Here is a 19,426-nt window from a genome sequence, read left to right as displayed (position 1 = left end):
GCAGCCGGCTTAACCCCGGGTCAAGGCGCGGGTTTGCGCTTGCCACGCCGGGGCCGGGCGCCGAGTTTGCGGGTGATCGTATTACGGCCCAGGCCCAGCCGTTCGGCGGCATTCTGGCGGTGGCCACCGCTGTGTTCGAGCGCGGTTTCCAGCAACACCTGGTCGAAGGCTTCGCGCAGCGGCGCGTGCAGCCCGGTGTCGCCACGATCGAGGCGGGCACGCACCTCGCTGGCCAGCGCCAGCTGCCAGGCCGGGGCGCCGGGAGATTGATCGCGGGCCAGGGCCTTGGCCAGGTCGCGCGGCGTGATGGTGTCGCCCGGGGCCAGCACGGCCAGTCGCCAGCACAGGTTTTCCAGTTCGCGCACGTTGCCGGGCCAGTCGTGTTTTTGCAGGCGCTCCAGGGCGGCGGCGTCGAAACGTTTGGCCGTGGCGTCGAGTTCGTCGCCAGCCTGGGCCAGGAAACGTGCGGCCAGGGCCGGCACGTCGGCCTTGCGTTCGCGCAGCGGCGGCAGGCGCAGGCGCACCACGTCGAGCCGGTGCAGCAGGTCGGCGCGGAAGCCGCCGTCGCGGACCTTCGCTTCCAGGTCCTGGTGGGTGGCGGCGATGACGCGCACGTCCACCTTGATCAGTTCGCGGCCGCCGACGCGGAAGAACTCGCCTTCGGCCAGCACGCGCAGCAGGCGGGTCTGCAGGTTGGCCGGCATGTCGCCGATTTCGTCCAGGAACAGGCTGCCGCCATCGGCCTGCTCGAAGCGGCCGACGTGGCGCTTGTTGGCGCCGGTGAAGGCGCCGGCCTCGTGGCCAAACAGTTCGCTCTCCAGCAGTTCGGCCGGGATGGCGGCGGTATTGAGCGCCAGGAAAGGCCCCTTCGCGCGCGGCGATTCGCGGTGCAGGGCGCGTGCCACCAGCTCCTTGCCGGTGCCGGTTTCGCCGGTGACCAGCACCGACAGCGGCGCCTGCGCCAGGCGGCCGATGGCGCGGAAAAGTTCGCGCATGGCCGGGGTGTCGCCGATGAGCTCGTCGCCGCCGCTGGTCGTTTCGATGGCCGGTTCGCCGGCCTCTTCGGGCGGCAGCGCACGCTCCACCAGCGCCACCGCTTCGTCCAGGTCGAAAGGCTTGGACAGGAATTCGTGGGCGCCACCGCGGAAGGCACCCGCGGTGCTGGCGACGTCGGTGTAGGCCGACATCACCACCACCGGCAGGTCCGGATGCCCTTCCTTCAACTGGTCCAGGAAAGCCAGGCCATCGAGCCCGGGCATGCGCACGTCGGTGAACACCAGGTCCGGCCGTTCGCCGTCGGCCAGCGCCGCCAGCGCCTCGGAGGCACCTTCGAAGGCCCCGACCCGGTAGCCGGCGTCGCGCAGGGCCTGGGCCAGCACGATGCGGACGGTGCGGTCGTCGTCTACGACCCAGAGCTGGGCGGTTCGGGCGGACATGGTCGGTACCAGGGCTGCAACTGCACCAGCATAGTGCAAAGCGAGGTGCCCCGGCGGCCGGATCCGAAGCAGGCCCCCGGGCGATGCCGAAAGCACGGCGTCAGCCGGCGGCCTGTCCCGACGGATCGGAAGACCGCGTTTGATCGAGTGTCCCCCGCACCGGAGCGTCCACAAATGAATCGTCTTCCCGCGCTTGCGCATGGCACGATGCTTGTCCTGGCCCTGGCCATGGTTCCTGTCGCGAAATCGGAGGCCGCGGTCGCCTGCGGCGACTTCGTCGGCGGCACCGTCGTGCTTACGGCCAACCTGGACTGCTCCGCCGCCGGTGGCTACACCGCGATCGGCATCGGCGCCGACGACACGGTCATCGAACTCAATGGCCACACCTTGTCCGGCGGCCGGGACCTGATCGGCGTCGACGTCTCGAGCTACAACAACGTGACCATCCGGGGGCCGGGCGTGATCCGCGGTTTCTGGCTCGGCGTGCGCGCGGGGAACGGCCGGGGCCTGACGGTGGAGGGCGTGCGTTTCGATGACCTGGGCATGGGCATTTCCGACAACCACGGCCAGGACGCGGTGATCCTTGAAAACGAGTTCTTCGGCATGGATTTCCACGGCATCCAGTTCGCCACCGTCGCTGCCGGCCAACCCGACAGCACCGGTGGCCTGGTGCGGGGCAATAGCTTCGACGGCGGCGGCACCGCGATCGAACTTTGCGGCATGCAAACCTATGGCCACAACATCAGCCGCAATCGGATCCAGAACCAGTCCCACTTCGGCATCGTCCTCTCCGACGAAACCCATCGCAATCGCATCGCCGGCAATGACGTCGACAACAGTTACGGCGGCCTCGCCCTGTTCAATGCGCAGCGCAACCGCATCGTCAGCGAGCGCTACACCTCGGGAACGCTCGGCGTCTGGATGTACAGCCAGCCACCCGGCAGCTGCCTGAACACCGGCCTGCGTCGCGTCAACGGCAACCGCTTCAATGGCATGAGCCTGTTCGAACTCCAGACCGCCGTGCAGTTCGGTGCCGACGGCGTGCCTGGCTCGGTGCGCCGGAACCAGTTCCTCGACAGCAAGGTCTACAACAACGAACGCGGCCTTGTCTTTGCAACCGACAGCCGTGAGAACACCGCGACCGGCAATGCCCTGTTCGGCACCGTGCTGCCCATCCAGGATTCCGGCACCGCAAACACCACCAGTCCGAACTACTGCGATTCCGGGGCCTGCTGAGCGCCAGGCCATAGCCGCCTGGCAGCTGCGTGGCCTGGCGGCCCTGGCCGGGGGCGATCGCGGGTCAGCGGCGGAACTCGGCCACCACCTCGGGCGCGACCAGCCGCTTGATGATCCAGGCATACAAGGCCGCGAACGCAAGCGCGATGCCCAGTGAAAACACCCAGATGGCGACCATGAACCACCCCAGTTCCGGCATGTCCGCCTGGGTCGCCTGCACGTCGGAGAATGACTCGTGCATCTGCATCATCATCTGGCCCTGGAACACCAGTCCACCGAGGTTGGAAAGGATGCCGAAGGCCATCAGGCCGATGAACAGCAGCCGCCCCCAGTTCCAGCGCCGCAGCAGGCCGATCGAGGCGACCACGTGCAGCACGGTCGTCACCAGGACCAGCGCGGCCACCAGCCTCATGTTCTGGATCATCCACAGGCTGATGCCGGGCAGTTGCGGATGCCCGGGATCGCTGGCGATCTGCGCGAAGGCGTCCTGCGGGAACATCGTGTGCAGCATGATGTTCTGCAGGATCCCCATCAGTAGCCCGAACGCCGAGATGGCGAGGAATATCCAGCCCACGGCGGTGACGAACGTCGAGCGGGGTGCGGCCCCGGGGGTCTGGTTCATTCGGCGTCCTCAGGATGGTCGGATACGGGAAGCAGCAGCGTGAACACGGTGTGGCCCGCCCGAGAGCGGTAGCCCAGCGAGCCGCCGTGTTCGCGCGCGACCTGCTGCGCCAATGGCAGGCCCAGGCCGGTGCCTTCGGCGCGGCCGCTGACCAGGGGCAGGAAGATGCGTTCGGCCAGGTCGTCGGGCACGCCACGGCCGTCGTCGGCGATCTCGACGCGCAGTGCTAGGCGGTGGCCGGTGTCGCCGATCAGCACGTGGTGTTCGGCGCGGGTGCGCAGCCAGACGTTGGAGGCGCCGGATTCAAGCGCGTTGCGCACCAGGTTCCACAGCGCCTGCACCAGGCGGTCGGCGTCGCCGGCGAACTCGGGCAGCGACGGGTCGAAGTCGCGCACCAGCTTCACCGCCCAACCGGCTTCGACCTCGGCCAGCTGGCGCACGCGTTCGAGCACGGCGTGGATGTTGGTCGGTTCGAACGCGCGCGGCGGCGCCGGGTTCATCAGGCGCTCGACCAGGCTGGCGAGGCGGTCGACCTCGGCGCCGATCAGCTGCACCAGCTCCTGCGACTCGTCGCTGTCCACGCGCCGCGACAGCAGCTGGGCGGCGCCCTTCATGCCGGCCAGGGGGTTGCGGATCTCGTGGGCGAGCCCCTTCAACGCCGCCGACAGGGCGGCCGGCAAGGCAGTGGCCGGATCTTCGCCGGGGAATTCGTCGGCCGGATGGACTTCAAGCCAACGGCCACCCTCCTCGCCGCGGACCAGCCACAGGTCGGCGAAGCGTTCGCCGCCGCCCGGGCTGGCCAGGCGGGCACGGCGCACGCGCAGGGCCCCGCCGGTGTCGGGCAGGCGCGGCAGCAGTTCGACCAGGCGTTCGCCTTCGGCATCCAGCTCGGAAAGCCCGAGTCCGACCAGGCGTCGTGCGCTGACGCCCAGCCAGCTGGCGAAGGCCGGGGTGCAGCCGGCCAGCCGGCCCTCGTCGTCGAGCCAGGCCAGGGGCGTGGCCAGGTGATCGAGCGATGGCGGCAGGAAGGACGACATGGCCGCAAGCATAGTGGAGCCGGCGTCGCCGGTGCTGCCCCCTAGCCGACGAAGCGATGCAGCGGCGTGTGCCGCACCAGCAGCTGGTAGCTCAGCAAGCAGACCGCCAGGGTGCCGGCACTGGCCACCACGAACTTGAGCGGCCAGGGCCAGGCCAGATCCATCAGCAGGTACTGGATCGCGAACAACAGCGGCAGGTGCAGCAGGTAGGTCCAGTAAGCGCTTTGCGCCAGGTAGCGCATGACCGGATTGGCCCGGTTGAGCAGGCGCTTGCCGGCAAGCAGGCAGCCGACGGTAAGCCAGACGCTGAGGCTGGCCTCCAGTGCAGCGGTGGGCCAGGGCGCGGTGGCCTGCCCGGCACCCGGCGGATCCACGGCCAGGCGCCACAGGAAAAGCAGGTAGGCCAGGACGATGGCGGGCAACAACCACCTGCCCAGCGGTCGCGCACGCTCGATCCAGTCGGGCTGCGCGTGCACCAGCGCGCCCAGGGCGAAGAACGTACCGTAGTAGACGATGGCCCAGAACTGCGGCACCAGGCCTTCCGGGGCCGGGTGCGGTGCGCTCACTGAGGCAAGCGCCGGCAGCAGCAGCAGGGGCAGGCCGAGCAGCAGCCACGCCGGGTGCCGCCGCAGCAAGCGATGGCCCAGCTGCCCCAGATCGAGCGTGCGCAGCGCCCAGTGCAGCACCGCAAAAACAAGCAGGTAATAGAGGAACCACAGGTGGGCCGTGCCCGGCGGCAGTCGCGGCCGGTCGGGCTCCGACATCCATTCGCGAATCATCTGCAGCAGTGGCGATGGGTGCTGCACGTTGGCCGCCGCCCAGCCGGTGCTGGCCGACAGCGACCACAGGACCAGGGGCCAGGCGAGCAGGAAAGGCACCAGGATGCGGCGCACCCGCTGGCGCGCCAGCGCCCCTCCCCCGCGCCGCGCCAGGATCCACGCCGCGAAGAATCCCGCCACCAGGAAGAACAGCGGCATGCGCACCAGGTGCAAGCCCCAGACCATAGCGTCCACCGCTATCGAGGTGTCGCGGTCGGCCATCGGCCAGATCGGTTGCATCAGGGGGCTGTAGGCCAGGGCCGCGTGGAAGAACACGCCGGCCAGCATCGCCAGCGCGCGCAGATGGTCCATGTAGTGCAGGCGGTCCGGCACGGCGCTGGCGTGCATGGACTCAGTAGAACGCCGGTTTGCGGGCTTGCACCCAGGTGGTGATGCCGAGGATGGCAGCGCCCAGCCCCAGCAGCGTGGCCAGCACGGCCAGCGCTTCCGGCGTCCACACGATGGCGTCGACGCTGACGCGGTCGTTGATTTCCGTAATCTGCGACATGCCCATGATGAAGGGGTTGATCATCACCATCGAGCCGATCATGGCGAAGGTCGCCCAGCCTTCCGATTCCACCGACATCGCCACCGCCAGCGATACGCAGAACGCGAACAGGATGTAGGCGAAGATCAGCAGCGAATACACCACGAGCCCGTCGGGCAAGGGCGTGAACAGCACCACGGCCACGGTGCCGCCCAGGATGACCAGGAAGGGCGCGGCGAAGGTGACGAGGTTGCCGACCAGCTTGGCCACCGTGAAGTCCAGGGGCGACACCGGCAGGCTCATCACGAAGGCGAGGGTTTTTTCCTTGCGCTCGTTCATCAGCGAGGTCGCGATCGAGAAGCAGGCGATCGAGACCATCACGATGATCAGCATCAGCGAGCCGACGTAGAAGGCCCAGGGTTTGGCCAGGCCAAGGAAACACAGCGCCACCAGGCCGGCCAGCACGTAGAGCGCCAGCTGCTTCTGGAACAGCTGCCAGTCCTTGACGACCAGCAGGCGGATGACGGGGATGTTGAGGCTCATGCCGGGGCTCCCGAACGCACGGAGGTAATGAAGATGTCTTCGAGGTTCATCGCATCGCTGCGCTGTACCTGCAGGCCCTGCGCCGCCAAGCGACCGGGCAGGTCGTCGTTCCAGGCACGCACCTTGATCTCGACCACGCTGCCGTTGGCGCGGGCGCTGGCGACTTCCGGCCAGGCGGCCAGGCCATCGGGCATCGAGCCCTGGCAAACGACGCGGCGCCAGCTTTCGAGGAAACGGTCCTTGTCGGCGGAAGCGACCAGGCGGCCCTGGTGCAGGAAGGTGATCGAATCGGCCAGCTGTTCGATGTCGTGGGTGTTGTGCGAGGAGAACAGCACGCTGCGCTGTTCATCGCGCAGGACGTCGGCCAGGGCTTCAAGCACTTCCATGCGGGCCACCGGGTCGAGTCCGGTGGTCGGTTCGTCGAGCAGCAACAGGCGCGGCCGGCGCGCCAGGCACAGCAGCAGCAGTGCCTTGACCCGTTGGCCGTGGGAGAAGCCGCCGACCTTCTGGTCGGCGCGCACGTCGAAGCGCTTGAGCAGTTGTTCTGCGTAGGTCGCGTCCCAGCCCGGGTAGATGCGGCTGACCAGGTCCATGTGCCAGCGCAGGCTCTGTCCCTTGTACAGGCGCATGTCTTCGGACGCGAAGCCGATGTCGCACTTGGCGGCGACCTGGGCTTCGGGCAGGCGGTGCCCCAACACTTCGACGCTGCCCGCGTCGGCGGCGGCCAGGCCGGTCAACAGACGCAGCAGGGTGGTCTTGCCGGCACCGTTGGCACCGACCAGGCCCATCACCTGGCCTTCGGGAAGCTGCAGGTGGATGTCCTGCAGCGTGAAATCCGGGTAGCGCTTGCTGATGCCGGACAGGGAGAAAGCCGGGGTCATGGCGTGGATCCTTTCGGGGTGTCGGGGTGGCCGTCGGCCGCATCGGCGGCCGCGTCGAGGAAGCGGTGCAGGTCGGCGCGGGACAGGCCCAGGCGGGTGGCGATCGCCAGCAGGGCGTCGGCCTGGCGCTGCAGCTCGTCGTGCATCAGGGCCGTGGGCAGGTCGGCGCGTTCGGCCACCACCGAGCCCTTGCCCTGCCGGGTGGCGATGACGCCGGCGCGTTCGAGTTCCTCGTAGGCACGCCGCACGGTGATGACGCTGACATGGCTGCCAGCAGCGAGTTCACGGATGGACGGCAGCGACTGCCCGGGCGCCCAGTCGCCTGCCATCACCTTGGCGGTGACCTGGTCGACGATCTGCTGGTACATCGGCCGCGGGTCGCTGGCCGACAGGAAAAGTTCCATGGACGGTGCTAACTGTGCTGTCGTAATATGCACAGTATGCACAGCCAGGGAGGACGCCGCAAGCGGCCCCGGGCAAGTCTATTCGGCGGCAGACGGCTCCTGGGCCGGAGGCTCGACCCGGGTGATTGCCTCCAGGTTGGTCCGAAGCGCCTGCGCGTGGTCGAGCAGGCGCTGCTGGTAACCGCCGTAAGCCGGAGAGCTAATGGACGCCAGGGTGTGACTGATCGGCGCAGCCCAGAAATCGAGGGACGCCCGATCGTAGTCCCGTGCCCGGGCCTTGGGGATATCGCCCCGGGCAATGGCGGCCTGCCCCTCGGCGGTGCAAAAAGGCGCCAGCCCGGTAGCCATCCATCCGTCCTGCAGGCGGTGACTGGTGAGCACCCAGCGCGTGGGTGTGCGCCAGCCGTGGTTGGCTTCATCCATCTGCCGCGAGAGCTCGGACATCATCGCGAATTCGCCGCGCAGCGCATTGCAAACCTGGAAATCATCGACGTCCACCGGCGCGATGGCTGCGGCGCAGTCATCGGGCAGCGGCAGCGCGGGATCGAGACGGCGCACGCGCAGCAGCAGGTCCGATGCCCCCTGGGTCAAGGCCGCGAACACCACCTTGTCGATCAGCAGTCCGTCGTTGCGCAGGTGCTTGCGCGCATCGGCCAGCAAATAACAGGCCCGCGGCAAGGCGCCGGCCACGTTGCCTTCCAGCGCCTGCATTGCGATCTCGTTGATCGGAAGACGCAGTTGCTGGTAGCCCGGGAACGGCATCGCGGCATTCAGGGCGTAGGGGTTGGCCAGATGGCTCGAGGCCAGGGCCTGTTCGACACGGCGGGTGCGCGGCGCGGCCGCGTCCAACCAGGCGCGGGCGGCGGCTTCGTGACCGCGCAGCCTGGCCAGGCAGTCTTCCTGGCTGAAGCTGCAGGCAAAGTCGGGCGCCGGCACGGCGGGCAGGTTCGGCAGGCTGTCGGCACCCGGGGTGGCCGCAGGTTCGAGCGCAGCATCGGTGCCGCCGGCAAGGCGTTCGGCATAGCGCGCGTGGTAATCCGCGAAGGCCGCGACGTCGGCGGCCAGGGCGGCATCAAGCGCCTCGTCCGGCGCGTCCTTGTCGGCGTAGGCCAGGTACTTGAAGCCACTGTCGCCGGCGGGTGGCGGCGGCAGGTCGCGCATCAGGGCGACGGCCGCCTGCTCCTCGTCTCCGTAAGCCATCCAGCGCAGCACTTGCACCGCCAGCAGGTAACCGACGACCAGGAAGAGCAGGGTAAAGAACAGATACTTGGACCAACGGGCCACGTGTGACTCCCTGTCTGACCGATGCCCTGATGATATCCGGCGTGCCGGATGACTGCTTCAAAGCTCCCGGGTCATGAACACGCTGTGCGGGTCTTCGCCGTAGCTGCCGAAGGGCCCGCAGCGCTGGAAGCCGGCCGACGCGTAGAGCTGCAATGCCGGCAGGAAATGTCCGGTGGCGCCGGTTTCCAGGCTCAGTCGTTCATAGCCGCGCTCGCGTGCGACGGCCAGCAGGTGCGCCAGCATCGCCCGGCCAATGCCCTTGCCCCGGTGCCGCGACGCGGTGCGCATGGATTTGATTTCGCCGTGCCGCGGGCCCAGCGCCTTGAGCGCGCCGCAGCCCAGCAGGTCCTCGCCGTCCCACGCGGTCCAGACGGTGATGCCCGGCGCGCGCAGGCGCTCGATGTCCAGGGCGTGCACGGAGCACGCGGGCGACTGCGCATGCATCTGCGCGAGGTGTTCGGCCAGCAGGGCGTGCACCTGGGGCCGGGTGAGGTCGTCGGGTTCGATGTGCATCATGGGACGTGGCCTGGAAATGAAGCGGCCCGGGGAAATCCCGGGCCGCCTGCTTGCCGTTGCTGTCGCGCCAGGACTCAGATGCCGTAGTACATCTGGTATTCCAGCGGGTGCGTGGCCGCGCGGAACTTGGTCACTTCCTGCATCTTCAGCGCGATGTAGCCGTCGATGAAGTCGTCGGTCATCACGCCGCCGGCCTTGAGGAACTCGCGGTCCTTGTCCAGGGCTTCCAGCGCCTGGTCGAGGCTGTGGCAGACGGTCGGGATGTTCTTCTCTTCTTCCGGCGGCAGGTCGTACAGGTCCTTGTCGCTCGGCTCGCCCGGGTCGATCTTGTTCTTGATGCCGTCCAGGCCGGCCATCATCAGCGCGGTGAAGGTCAGGTAACCCGACTGGATCGGGTCCGGGAAACGCATCTCGATGCGGCGCGCCTTCGGGTTGGACACGTACGGGATGCGGCAGCTGGCCGAGCGGTTGCGGGCCGAGTAGGCCAGCATCACCGGCGCTTCGAAGCCCGGCACCAGCCGCTTGTAGCTGTTGGTGGAGGCATTGGCGAAGGCGTTGATGGCCCGCGCGTGCTTGAACACGCCACCGATGTACCACAGCGCCATCTGGCTCAGGCCGCCGTAGCCGTCGCCGGTGAACAGGTTGGTACCGCCCTTGGCCAGCGACTGGTGCACGTGCATGCCGCTGCCGTTGTCGCCGACGATCGGCTTGGGCATGAAGGTGGCGGTCTTGCCGTTGCGGTGGGCGACGTTCTTGATGATGTACTTCATCGTCAGCAGCTCGTCGGCCTTCTTCACCAGCGAATTGAACTTGGTGCCGATCTCGCACTGGCCGGCGTTGGCGACTTCATGGTGATGCACCTCGACCTCGATGCCGGCCTCGGTGAGCAGCTTGCACATCTCGGCGCGGATGTCGTGCAGGGTGTCGGTGGGCGCGACCGGGAAGTAGCCGCCCTTGATGCCCGGGCGGTAACCGGTGTTGCCGCCTTCGTACTTCTTCTTGCTGTTCCAGTGCGCTTCCTCGGAATCGATTTCGAAGAAGGTGTGGCCCATTTCATTGGCGTAGCGCACCGAGTCGAAGATGAAGAACTCGGGCTCGGGGCCGAAGAAAGCCTGGTCGGCGACGCCGCTGGCCTTGAGGTAGGCCTCGGCGCGCTTGGCGACGCCGCGCGGGCAGCGCGAGTAGCCCTGCATGGTGGCCGGGTCGAGTACGTCGCAGACCAGGATGATGGTCGGGTCGGCGGTGAACGGATCCACCAGCGCGGTCTCCGGATCCGGCAACAGCACCATGTCGGACTCGTTGATGCCCTTCCAGCCCGAGATCGAGCTGCCGTCGAACATCTTGCCGTCCTCGAACAGCGCCGGCTCGACGATCGAAACCGGGTAGGTCACGTGGTGCTGCACACCGCGCGGATCGGTGAAGCGCAGGTCCACGAACTCGATGTCGTGGTCCTTGATGAGCTTTTCGATATGGCTGTAGGGCATGGGAGGCTTTCCTGGCGGGTTGGGGTCTGGCAGGGAAGTTGCAAGCGGCGTGCCAAGGGGGTAGGCGCTGCTAAGTTGTTGATTATGCTGTGCCGAGCAATCAGACCGGCGAACACCACGCACCATCATGGTGCTCTCATTTGAGCTTTTGCACGGTTGTGGTGCCGGCATTCCTGTAGGAGCGCCTTCAGGCGCGAAGCGCTTCTTTGCCAGGGGCAAAGGCAAAATATTCGCGCCTGAAGGCGCTCCTACACCGGGGTCCGGAGGCAGCCTGTGGCGGTGGGCGGGTATGCTTGAGCGCTTCGCCGACCGACCCCGGACCGTTCGTGACCGACCTGCTGACCGCCCTGCTGCTTGGCATCATCGAGGGCCTGACCGAGTTCCTGCCGATCTCCAGCACCGGCCACCTGCTCATCGCCCAGCACTGGCTGGGGGCCCGGTCGGACCTGTTCAATATCTGCATCCAGGCCGGCGCGATCCTGGCGATCACCCTGGTCTACCGCGAACGGATCTGGTCGCTGGCCACCGGCTGGCGGCAGCCGGCCGAGCGCGACTACCTGCTCAAGATCCTCGGCGCATTCGCGGTGACGGCCGCCGTCGGCTTGCCGGTGCGCCTGCTGGGCTGGGAGCTGCCTGAAACGGTGACGCCCATTGCCTGGGCACTGGTGATCGGTGGCGTCTGGATGCTGGTGGCCGAACGGCTGTCCGAGCGCGGTCCGCCCAGCAGCCAGGTGACCTGGGCGATCGTGGTGGCCGTGGGCCTGGCCCAGGTGCTGGCCGGCGTGTTCCCCGGCACGTCGCGCTCGGCGGCGGCGATCTTCATGGCCATGCTGCTGGGCCTGAACCGCAAGCCGGCGGCGGCGGAGTTCGTGTTCCTGGTGGGCATCCCGACCATGTTCGCCGCCAGCGGCTACGCGCTGCTGGAAACCGTGCTCGAAGGCGAGGCCGGCACCGAAGACTGGGCCGGCCTGGCGGTGGCCTTCGTGGCCGCGACGATCACCGGCTTCGCCACCGTGCGCTGGCTGCTGACCTACATTTCCAGCCACCGCTTCACGCCCTTCGCCTGGTACCGCATCGGCCTGGGCGCGCTGCTGCTGCTCGGGCTGCCTGCGGGCGGCTGAACCCCGCCGCCCGCGTTCGCGGCTTATTCGGCCGGGTAACCCAGGCGTGCGACCACCGGCGCCAGCGCGGCGAATTCGTCGGCCAGGGTTTCACGGTATTTGCGCCAGTGCCCGGCGGGCAGGCGCCTGCCGGTGCCGAACAGGCCCGGCAGCGGCGCTTCCAGGCCCAGGGCCTTCTCGATCTGCTGGGCGGCGGCGCCGGCATCGGTGTCCAGGCGCACCAGGTCGACGCGACCGGAGGTTTCGGCCTCGTCGGCCACCGCCTCGAGCACCGAGGCCAGCCACTGCGCGGCACCGCGGATGTCGGGAAGGAACAGGTAGTTCTGCAGGCTGCCGTGCAGCATCCAGTTGAGCAGGGCATCGCGCGGGTCGGTCAGCAGCACCAGCACGCGGGCTTCGCCCAGGGCGGTGAGGGTGTACGGGTCGACGTGTGGCAGCCAGTCGCAGGCCTCGGCCGGGTCCAGGCCGGCGCCACGCAGCGACGCTTCCCAACGCTCGGCGGTGCCGGCCTCCGGATGCCCCGGCGCGAACCGGCGCAGGCCAAACCCGTCGCCGACGTTTTCATCGCCAATGCGGTCCAGGCGCAGCTTCGGGCCCAGCTGCGATTTCGCCTGGCGCAGCAGGAACTCCGCGCGCACGCCCGGCGGCGAGTAGATCAGGCGGCCCGGGATGCTGCCCGCGGGCGCCTCGCCGGCCGGCACCGCCGGCGGCGGCGGGACCTGGCCGGGCGCCGGATGGCGGACCATCTCGCGCCAGGCATCGGCCGCCTCGGCGTGACGGCCCAGGGCATCAAGCGCCAGGCCACGCCAGCCGAGCAGGGTGCGCCGGGCCGGACCGTCCTTGGCCTGCGGCAGCAGCCGGTCGGCGCGCGCCAGGGTCAGCGCCGGGTCCTGGTCGAAGTCGGCCCGCAGCTTGTAGAGGTTGGCGGCGTAGAGGTCCGGATTGATGTCCAGCGCCTGGTCGGCGTACTGGCCGGCCTGCTCAGGCTGCTTCAGGGCATCGTGGTAGCCGCACAGCATTTCCAGGCAGGCCGCCGACTGCGGCATCGCCTTTTGCCAGCGGTCGAGCACCGGCTTGGCTTCTTCGCCCAGCATGCCGGTGACGTTGAGCCGGACTTTCCAGAGTTCGTCCTGGTCCGGGGCTTTCTCCAGCGCGGCCTCGGCGCGGGTCTTGGCCTCGTCCGGGCGGCCGCTGCGCACCAGCAGCGCCACGGCCTGGCCCAGCACCGGCGCCTGGGTCGGGTGGGCGTCGAGCACGGCGCACAGGTCGTCGACGGCTTCGGTTTCGCGGCCCAGGTCGATCTTCAGTTCGGCGCGCAGCACGCGCGCCAGCGGGTCGGCCGGCGCCACCGCGATCAGTTCGTCCAGGGTAGCCAGGGTTTCTTCGGCCTTGCCCTGGCGACGGCGGGCCTCGACCAGCGCACGCAGCGTGGACGGGGCCCGCGAGTTGTCCAGGCGCAGGGCATTGGCCAGGGCCTGTTCGGCGAAGGGCCACATGCCGCGCTGCAGGTAGGCCTGGCCCAGGGCCAGCTGGGCGGCGGCCAGGTTGGGGTCGCCTTCGGCGGCGGCGGTGAAGCACTTGAGCGCCTTGTCGCGATCGCCTTCGGCCTGCGCCACGTAGCCTTCGATGACCCGCACCTGCGGGTGGTCGGCGTTCACGCGCTGGGCCAGGCGCAGGTTCCGCGCCGCTTCGGCCGTATCGCCCCGGCCCAGGGCCATGTGCCCGAGCAGCACGTAGGCGCCCAGCTGGTTCGGGTCCAGGCCCAGCGCGTCCTGCAGGCTGCGGGCGCCGCCGGCGGCGTCGCCTTCGGCCAGCTTCAGGGTGGCCAGGCTGAAGTGGTGGGCGGCCACGTCCGGGGCCAGCTCCAGCGCCTTGTCGAAGGCCTTGCGAGCCCCGGCGAGGTCGCCCTTCTGCTGCAGGCAGACGCCCAGCAGGTGGTGCGCGGAGCCGTTGTCGGGCTCGGCGGCCAGGGTGTCGCGGGCGGCGGAGAGCGCAGCGGCGAGGTCGCCACGGCGCATGGCTTCGATGATGTCGACGATCATGGGATTCTTCAGGCGGGCGCGGAAACGTCCATTGTAGCCGCCCCGGCCCCTTCGACCGCGGCTTGCAGCCGGTCGGCCACCCAGCGTTCGCCGTAACTGCCCAGGTGCAGGCCTTCGAGGAAGCCGCAGTGGCCGCCGAATTCGGCGATTTCCAGCCGCGAATGCGTCGGCAGGTCCAGCCCCGGGAAGCCGTCCACCGGGATCACCGGGTCATCGGCCGCGGCCAGTACGCTCACCGGCACCTGCAGGGCGGCCAGGCGGCCGCCGGACACCGAATAACCTTCGAAATAGTCGTCGATGCCGGCCAGTTCAGTGTGCCTGCGCACCATCCAGCCGGTCAGGGCTCGCATGTCCATGGCGAGCACGTCGTCGCCGAAATCGTGCAGTTCCGGGAAGAGTTCGCGCTTGCGCTGCAGCGAACGCCGCCACTTCTTCATGAAGTACCAGTGGTAGAAACGGGGCCCGCCCTCGAGCGTGCGCAGCACCGCTGCCGGGTCGATGGCCGGGCAGACCGCCGCGGCGTGCACCAGTTCGATGCCGGCGCCGGGTGCGGCCAGGGCCAGGCGCAGCGCGAAGTTGCCACCCAGTGAATACCCGGCCGCCGCCATCGGCCGCGCCGGGAAGCGGCGCGAGACTTCCGCCGCCGCCTGCACCACTTCCGCCAGGCGGCAGGAGTGGAACAGGTCGGGATTGAGGTGGTGGGTGTCGCCGTGGTCGCGGAAGTTGAGCCGGAAGACCTCGAAACCGCGCTTGAGCAGCGTAGCCGCGGTATGGGACATGTAGCTCGATTCGGCGCTGCCTTCCCAGCCGTGCAACAGCAGCACCAGGCCGCGCGGCGTGGTGCCGGGCACGGCGCTGTGGAAACCCTGCAGGCGCACGCCGTCCTCGACCTCCACCAGGTGCTCGGTGGTGACCGCACCGAGGCGGCGCAGGGCACGGCGGCCGGCGGCGCGGCGCAGCGTGGTGGAACCGAGCAGCGATTGCAGGTGCGGGTTGCGCAGCCAGCGTGGCGGGCGATAGTCGACGGGCCCGGTCATCGGTTTCAGCCGGCCATGGCCGCGATGATGCGGTCGCGACAGGTGCCGGCCATGCGCCGCCGGCCGTCGTCGGTGGCGGGCACCGGCTCGAGGAAGTGCACTTCCGCCACCCGGCCCGGCTCGCCGAGCAGGCGCAGGAAGTTCTGCACGAAGTTCTCGCGTTCGCCGAAGGCGACGATGGTCTGGGCATTGCCGCGCAGGCCGTACTTGAGCGCCACCGGCTGGGCCGGCACCCCGGCCAGCACCGCTGGCTGGAAGATGCGGGCATGGAAGGTGCCGATGGCGTCGCCCCGGGTGGTGCGTCCTTCCGGGAACACGCCCACCGCCAGGCCCTGCTCGAGCCGCTGCACCATCTGGTGCATGACGCCGTGCAGGGAGTCGTTGTTGCCCCGGTGGTGGTAGATCGTGCCGCCACGGCTGGCGACCCAGCCCACCAGCGGCCAGCGCGCGATCTCGGCCTTGGCCACGAAGCCCATCATGCGCTGGCTGTGCATCAGCTCGATGTCGATCCAGCTGACGTGGTTGGCCACGAACATCACCGCGCCCGGCAGCGGCGTGCCATAGCGGCGCAGGCGGAAGCCGAAGATGCGCATCAGCGTGCCCGACCACAGCCGGATGACCCGGTGGTCCAGGCGCTCCCCGCGCAGCTCGATGCGGGCGCTGAGTGGATTGATCAGCAGCAGCGTGACCGGCAGCCCCACCAGCAGGTGCAGCACCAGGAAGGGCAATCGCCAGAGATAGCGCAGCGGTCGCCGCCAGTCGCGGGACGAGCGGGCCGCGTGAGTTGATGCGGACATTGGCCACATTGTGCCGCAACCCGGGCCCTGTGGGAGGGACTTCAGTCCCGAAGCCCTTCGCCCAAAGGCTTCGGGACTGAAGTCCCTCCCACAGGATACGGTTCAGCGACCGATGACGGCGCCGGTCATGCGGGAGATGCAGACCAGGCGGCCCGCTGAATCCTCGATGCGCACCTCCCAGACCTGGGTCGTGCGGCCCAGGTGGATCGGCCGTGCGGTGCCGGTGACTTCACCGTCCCGGACGCCCCGGAGGTGGTTGGCGTTGATTTCCAGGCCGGCCAGCTGCTGGCCCGACGCCGGGTCCAGGCACAGGTAGCCGCCCAGGCTGGCCAGGGTCTCGGCCAGGAGCACCGAAGCGCCGCCATGGAGCAGGCCAAAAGGCTGCCGGGTGCGTTCGTCCACCGGCATGGTGCCGCGAAGGAAGTCGGGGCCGTGCTCGATCAGGCGAATGCCCAGCGTGCCCGGCGAGGTGCCGGGCAGCAGGGCATTGAGTGATTCGACGCCGGGCCGCTGGCGGAACGGGTCGTCCACGCAGGCTTCAGCGGACGCGCAGCATGCCCGGGCGGTAGGCCTGGGTGTAGCCGCGACGGGCATAACCCGAGCTGTCGCCGTAGCCACCGCCCAGTTCGCGGTTGCGACGGCGGTGCATGCGGTCCACCAGCTCGTCGCGACGGGCTTCGAGCCAGTCGGCGCGACCGGCCTTGGCCGGGTCGATGCCGCGGCGCTCGGCCTCGCCCTGGCGGAATTCGCAGAATTCGTCGTAGGCGTCGAGCTCGTGCTTGAGGTCCTTCACGCACATCTCGATGGCGATGGCGTCGTCGAAATAGCCCAGCACCGGCACGCTGTCCGGGATGACGTCGGCGGGGTCGGCGAAGTAGACCAGGGCCGAGAGCACGCGCTGCTTGTCTTCTTCCGGCAGGTGCCAGCCTTCGTCGCGCAGCATGGCGATCATGGCGTCCAGGCGGTCGAGCCGCTGGGCGATGAAGTCCGGCAGGTCGGCGATGTTGGCGCCCTTGAGCAGGCCGGCGGCGGCGTTGATGATCTCGTCGGCGGACTTGTTGCCGGCGGAGGCGCGCGCCGTTTCCATGGCCTTGGTGAAGTGGGCGAGGTCGCGGTCGGAGAGTTCAAAGCTGATCGAAAGGGGCATGCGGGCGATTTCCGGCGGACGATTTCTGGAACGCGCAGCCTAGGCCGGGCCGCGTGCAGCGTCAATCGAACGCAGGCCGGCCCAGGACCGGCCAAACGGCGATCGACCTAGAGAATGGGCACCAGGCCGGCACCAAAGGCCGTCAGGATGCGGGTATAGACCGATTTCAGGGGCAGGTCGACTTCCGGGAAGGCGCCCACGTCCCGGTAACAGTCGTAGAAGCCCGGGTCGCCGGGCGGCAGCGGGTTGCAGCCCTCCCGCAGTTCGAAGCTGCTGGCGTAGGGGAAGGGCCAGATGTCGAAAATCGGCAACTTTTCCGAAATCTTGCCCAGGCTGTAGTTGAGCCCCGAGAACACGGGCGGCTTCTCCTGCCGGGCGATCGTCCAGGCATTGGCCGGCATCATGTCGCGCTGGATGCTGGCGCGCAGGGCCGCGGCGAACTGGGCGTCGTGCACCACCACCATGGACTCGGTGTTGAGGTTGTCCGAACGGGGGTCGAAGTTGTGGCTTCCCACCACCCCGATGCGGTCGTCGATGACGATGGACTTGGCGTGCAGGCCAACCCGCACCCCCGCCCGCTTGAGCGGCACCGGCCCGGTCGCCGAGCCGGACGAGCCCGAGCCGAAGATCGGCAGCATCGCGGTTTCCTCGCCCAGGGCGCCGGTGGCCTCGACGTCGATGGGGGCGTCTTCCGGATAGGGCTTGTACTCGAAGATCTGGAAGCCCAGCTCGCGCAGGTACAGGCGCTTGTACTTGTGGCTCATCGCGTACACCGGGAACGCGTCGGTGGCGGCCAGCGAATTGGTCGAAATGACCACGTCGGGCGGATCGGGCCGGTCGTGGATCTCCCGGAACAGGGCCCGGGCCGGCCGCGACAGCACCAGGTAGGGCGTCTGCACGACCAGCTCGTCGCGGGTCGAGTCCACCAGTTCGCGCATGGCCAGCGAGGCGTCTTCGTAGGCGGGCTGCTCGTCGACGTGCTTTTGCGGCAGGTCGGCGAAAAACTCCACCCGCCCGGCCGGCAGGGTGAGCGGGGCCAGGCGGTCGTAGACGGCGGTGCCGTCGGCCGCGGCCTGCTGCATCGCCAGCACGCGCGGTGAACGTTCGCGCCGGGGGTCGAGCAGGCGGTGCGTGGGTATCGTCCCCTCGCGCAGCAGGCGTTCGGCCACGTCGCGCAGGGCGTAGGCGCTGTGGCTGCGCTCGAAGCTCCAGAAGGCCTCGAAGTTCTCCTTCATGGCCTTGGCGATGGGCCCGAAGACGATGATGTCGCGGTCGCGGTAGTTGTAACCCTCGGCCCAGTCGAAGTAGCGGTCCTGGATATTGCGCCCGCCGGTGATGCCGGCGACCTCGTCCACCAGCAGCAGCTTGGTGTGCATGCGCCGGTTGAACTTGCCGAAACAGCACAGGATGCCGGCGGCGTACTGCAGCGGCTGGGTCTTGGCCTCACCGAAGGTGGGGTTGTACAGGCGCAGTTCGAAGTTCGGATGGGCGCCGGCCAGCGCCGCCTGCAGGCCCGGGTCGGGCAGGCCATAGAGCTGGTCGAGCAGCAGGCGCACCTTCACGCCGCGGCGTGCGGCGGCCAGCAGCTCTTCGAGCACCAGCAGGCCGGCGTCGTCGGCGTCATAGATGAAGGTCTGCAGGTCGATGCTGCGGCGCGCGGCGCGGATGAGGTGGACCCGGGCGATCAGCCCGTCCTGGCCCCGGTCGAGCAGGGTGACGTGGTGGTGCGGGTCGTCCGGGGTCGAGGCGGACATGGCCTGGTGGCCCAGCCCGAGCAGGGGCGAGGCGACCGCGCGGCAGGCCGGATCGGCCTCGTCGGTGCAGTCGGGCGCCGCGGCGTGGCCGGCGACGACGATGTCGGTGGCGGCGATCAGTTCGTTGCGGCTGAGCGTGCTGCAGCCGGAAGCGAACAGGACGAGCAGCAGCGGCAGGACCAGGCGGGGGGACATGGTGTTCAGGGTTGCCGGAGGCGGACGTGGAAATCGAAGCCTACCCTGTCATGCAGCCAGACGCGGTAGGCCTCCATACCGAATTCGCGGCGGCTGACCTCGCCCGACACCGGGATTTCGCAGTCGTAACCGGGTGATTCGCAGCCGGAAGCCTGTACCTGGAAACGCACGGGCCGGACCTGTTCGCGCAGGGTCAGGGAGCCGGCCATGACCCCGCCCTCGCGCACCAGGTCCGGGTCGAAGGGCTCGGAGCGGAACTGGATCCATGGGTGGGCCTCGACGTCGAGGAACTTGGACGAACGCATCGAACGGCCCATCCAGGCGGGACCGTTGAGGACCAGGCTGCGGGCATCGAGGCGGACCCACACCTGCAGGCGGCCGTCGTCCAGGCGTTCGATCCGGCCCTCCAGGGTCTTGAAATCGCCCTCGACCCGGCCGCCGATGCGAAGGTCCACGACGATGCCGGCGCGCGAGGCGGCATCGTCGATTTCCGGGGCGTCGCCGGGGCCTATGGCCCAGGCCTGCGATGGCAGCCAGCCGCTGGTGGCCAGGGCCAGGACGGCGCCGGCCAGGCTGGATTTCATC

The 19,426-nt window shown here is 69.0% G+C and carries 19 protein-coding genes; 2 read left to right on the top strand and 17 right to left on the bottom strand.

The genetic code is table 11. The annotated features are described in order from the left end of the window. Positions 1-20: 20 nt before the first annotated feature. Positions 21-1,436, bottom strand: a complete 1,416-nt coding sequence (ntrC, locus tag N788_RS09490) for a nitrogen regulation protein NR(I) (RefSeq protein ID WP_034224215.1) — start codon at positions 1,434-1,436, stop codon at positions 21-23. 174 nt (positions 1,437-1,610) lie between these two features. Here ntrC and N788_RS09485 point away from each other — a divergent pair, with 174 nt between their 5' ends. Further along, positions 1,611-2,672 (top strand): NosD domain-containing protein, encoded by a 1,062-nt coding sequence (locus N788_RS09485; protein ID WP_084695981.1) that lies wholly within the window; start codon positions 1,611-1,613, stop codon positions 2,670-2,672. 64 nt (positions 2,673-2,736) lie between these two features. Here the strand turns inward: N788_RS09485 and N788_RS09480 are convergent, their stop codons facing one another. From N788_RS09480 to glnA, 9 genes are all read right to left on the bottom strand, one after another. Further along, on the bottom strand, positions 2,737-3,294 hold the full coding sequence (locus N788_RS09480; RefSeq protein WP_034224210.1) for a hypothetical protein: 558 nt from the start codon (positions 3,292-3,294) through the stop codon (positions 2,737-2,739). Further along, positions 3,291-4,331, bottom strand: coding sequence for a two-component system sensor histidine kinase NtrB (locus tag N788_RS09475; RefSeq protein WP_034224207.1), 1,041 nt, complete (start codon positions 4,329-4,331; stop codon positions 3,291-3,293). Before N788_RS09475 ends, N788_RS09480 begins: the two co-directional genes overlap by 4 nt. 41 nt (positions 4,332-4,372) lie before the next feature. Further along, positions 4,373-5,497, bottom strand: coding sequence for an acyltransferase family protein (locus N788_RS09470; RefSeq protein ID WP_034224205.1), 1,125 nt, complete (start codon positions 5,495-5,497; stop codon positions 4,373-4,375). 4 nt (positions 5,498-5,501) lie between these two features. After that, positions 5,502-6,179: an ABC-2 transporter permease gene (locus N788_RS09465; RefSeq protein ID WP_034224202.1), complete on the bottom strand. Its 678-nt coding sequence runs from the start codon at positions 6,177-6,179 to the stop codon at positions 5,502-5,504. Then, positions 6,176-7,060 carry an ATP-binding cassette domain-containing protein gene (locus N788_RS09460; RefSeq protein ID WP_034224199.1) on the bottom strand — a complete coding sequence of 295 codons (885 nt, stop codon included), beginning with the start codon at positions 7,058-7,060 and terminating at the stop codon, positions 6,176-6,178. Before N788_RS09460 ends, N788_RS09465 begins: the two co-directional genes overlap by 4 nt. Next, positions 7,057-7,464, bottom strand: coding sequence for a GntR family transcriptional regulator (locus N788_RS09455; protein ID WP_034224196.1), 408 nt, complete (start codon positions 7,462-7,464; stop codon positions 7,057-7,059). The genes N788_RS09460 and N788_RS09455 overlap by 4 nt, the downstream gene beginning before the upstream one ends. A gap of 78 nt (positions 7,465-7,542) precedes the next feature. Beyond that, positions 7,543-8,748, bottom strand: a complete 1,206-nt coding sequence (locus N788_RS09450; protein ID WP_034224193.1) for a hypothetical protein — start codon at positions 8,746-8,748, stop codon at positions 7,543-7,545. Between the two features lie 57 nt (positions 8,749-8,805). Continuing rightward, on the bottom strand, positions 8,806-9,264 hold the full coding sequence (locus N788_RS09445) for a GNAT family N-acetyltransferase (RefSeq protein WP_338022633.1): 459 nt from the start codon (positions 9,262-9,264) through the stop codon (positions 8,806-8,808). A 74-nt stretch (positions 9,265-9,338) separates the two neighbouring features. Further along, positions 9,339-10,748 carry a type I glutamate--ammonia ligase gene (glnA, locus tag N788_RS09440; RefSeq protein WP_034224190.1) on the bottom strand — a complete coding sequence of 470 codons (1,410 nt, stop codon included), beginning with the start codon at positions 10,746-10,748 and terminating at the stop codon, positions 9,339-9,341. 326 nt (positions 10,749-11,074) lie between these two features. Here glnA and N788_RS09435 point away from each other — a divergent pair, with 326 nt between their 5' ends. Further along, a complete protein-coding gene (locus N788_RS09435; RefSeq protein WP_034224187.1) occupies positions 11,075-11,869 on the top strand; it encodes an undecaprenyl-diphosphate phosphatase in 795 nt (264 codons plus the stop codon). 23 nt (positions 11,870-11,892) lie between these two features. Here N788_RS09435 and N788_RS09430 read toward each other — a convergent pair whose 3' ends face one another. The 7 genes from N788_RS09430 to N788_RS09400 form a co-directional block, all read right to left on the bottom strand. Beyond that, positions 11,893-13,911 (bottom strand): tetratricopeptide repeat protein, encoded by a 2,019-nt coding sequence (locus tag N788_RS09430; protein ID WP_034224184.1) that lies wholly within the window; start codon positions 13,909-13,911, stop codon positions 11,893-11,895. Positions 13,912-13,919: 8 nt separating this feature from the next. Then, on the bottom strand, positions 13,920-14,948 hold the full coding sequence (locus tag N788_RS09425) for a YheT family hydrolase (RefSeq protein ID WP_051924535.1): 1,029 nt from the start codon (positions 14,946-14,948) through the stop codon (positions 13,920-13,922). 5 nt (positions 14,949-14,953) lie between these two features. Beyond that, positions 14,954-15,745 (bottom strand): lysophospholipid acyltransferase family protein, encoded by a 792-nt coding sequence (locus N788_RS09420; protein WP_034224181.1) that lies wholly within the window; start codon positions 15,743-15,745, stop codon positions 14,954-14,956. A gap of 102 nt (positions 15,746-15,847) precedes the next feature. Continuing rightward, positions 15,848-16,276 carry a hotdog fold thioesterase gene (locus N788_RS09415; protein ID WP_034224178.1) on the bottom strand — a complete coding sequence of 143 codons (429 nt, stop codon included), beginning with the start codon at positions 16,274-16,276 and terminating at the stop codon, positions 15,848-15,850. 7 nt (positions 16,277-16,283) lie between these two features. Next, positions 16,284-16,892, bottom strand: a complete 609-nt coding sequence (locus tag N788_RS09410) for a YkvA family protein (protein ID WP_034224175.1) — start codon at positions 16,890-16,892, stop codon at positions 16,284-16,286. 107 nt (positions 16,893-16,999) lie between these two features. Beyond that, positions 17,000-18,841, bottom strand: a complete 1,842-nt coding sequence (locus N788_RS09405) for a phospholipase D-like domain-containing protein (RefSeq protein ID WP_034224172.1) — start codon at positions 18,839-18,841, stop codon at positions 17,000-17,002. 5 nt (positions 18,842-18,846) lie between these two features. Continuing rightward, entirely contained in the window at positions 18,847-19,425 is a 579-nt protein-coding gene (locus tag N788_RS09400) for a YceI family protein (protein WP_051924534.1), read from the bottom strand. Position 19,426 lies beyond the last annotated feature (1 nt).

The sequence above is a fragment of the Arenimonas donghaensis DSM 18148 = HO3-R19 genome (genome assembly GCF_000743535.1).
Lineage (GTDB): Bacteria > Pseudomonadota > Gammaproteobacteria > Xanthomonadales > Xanthomonadaceae > Arenimonas > Arenimonas donghaensis.
Note: the sequence above shows the minus strand (reverse complement) of the source record. Positions and strands in the feature narration are given on the sequence as shown.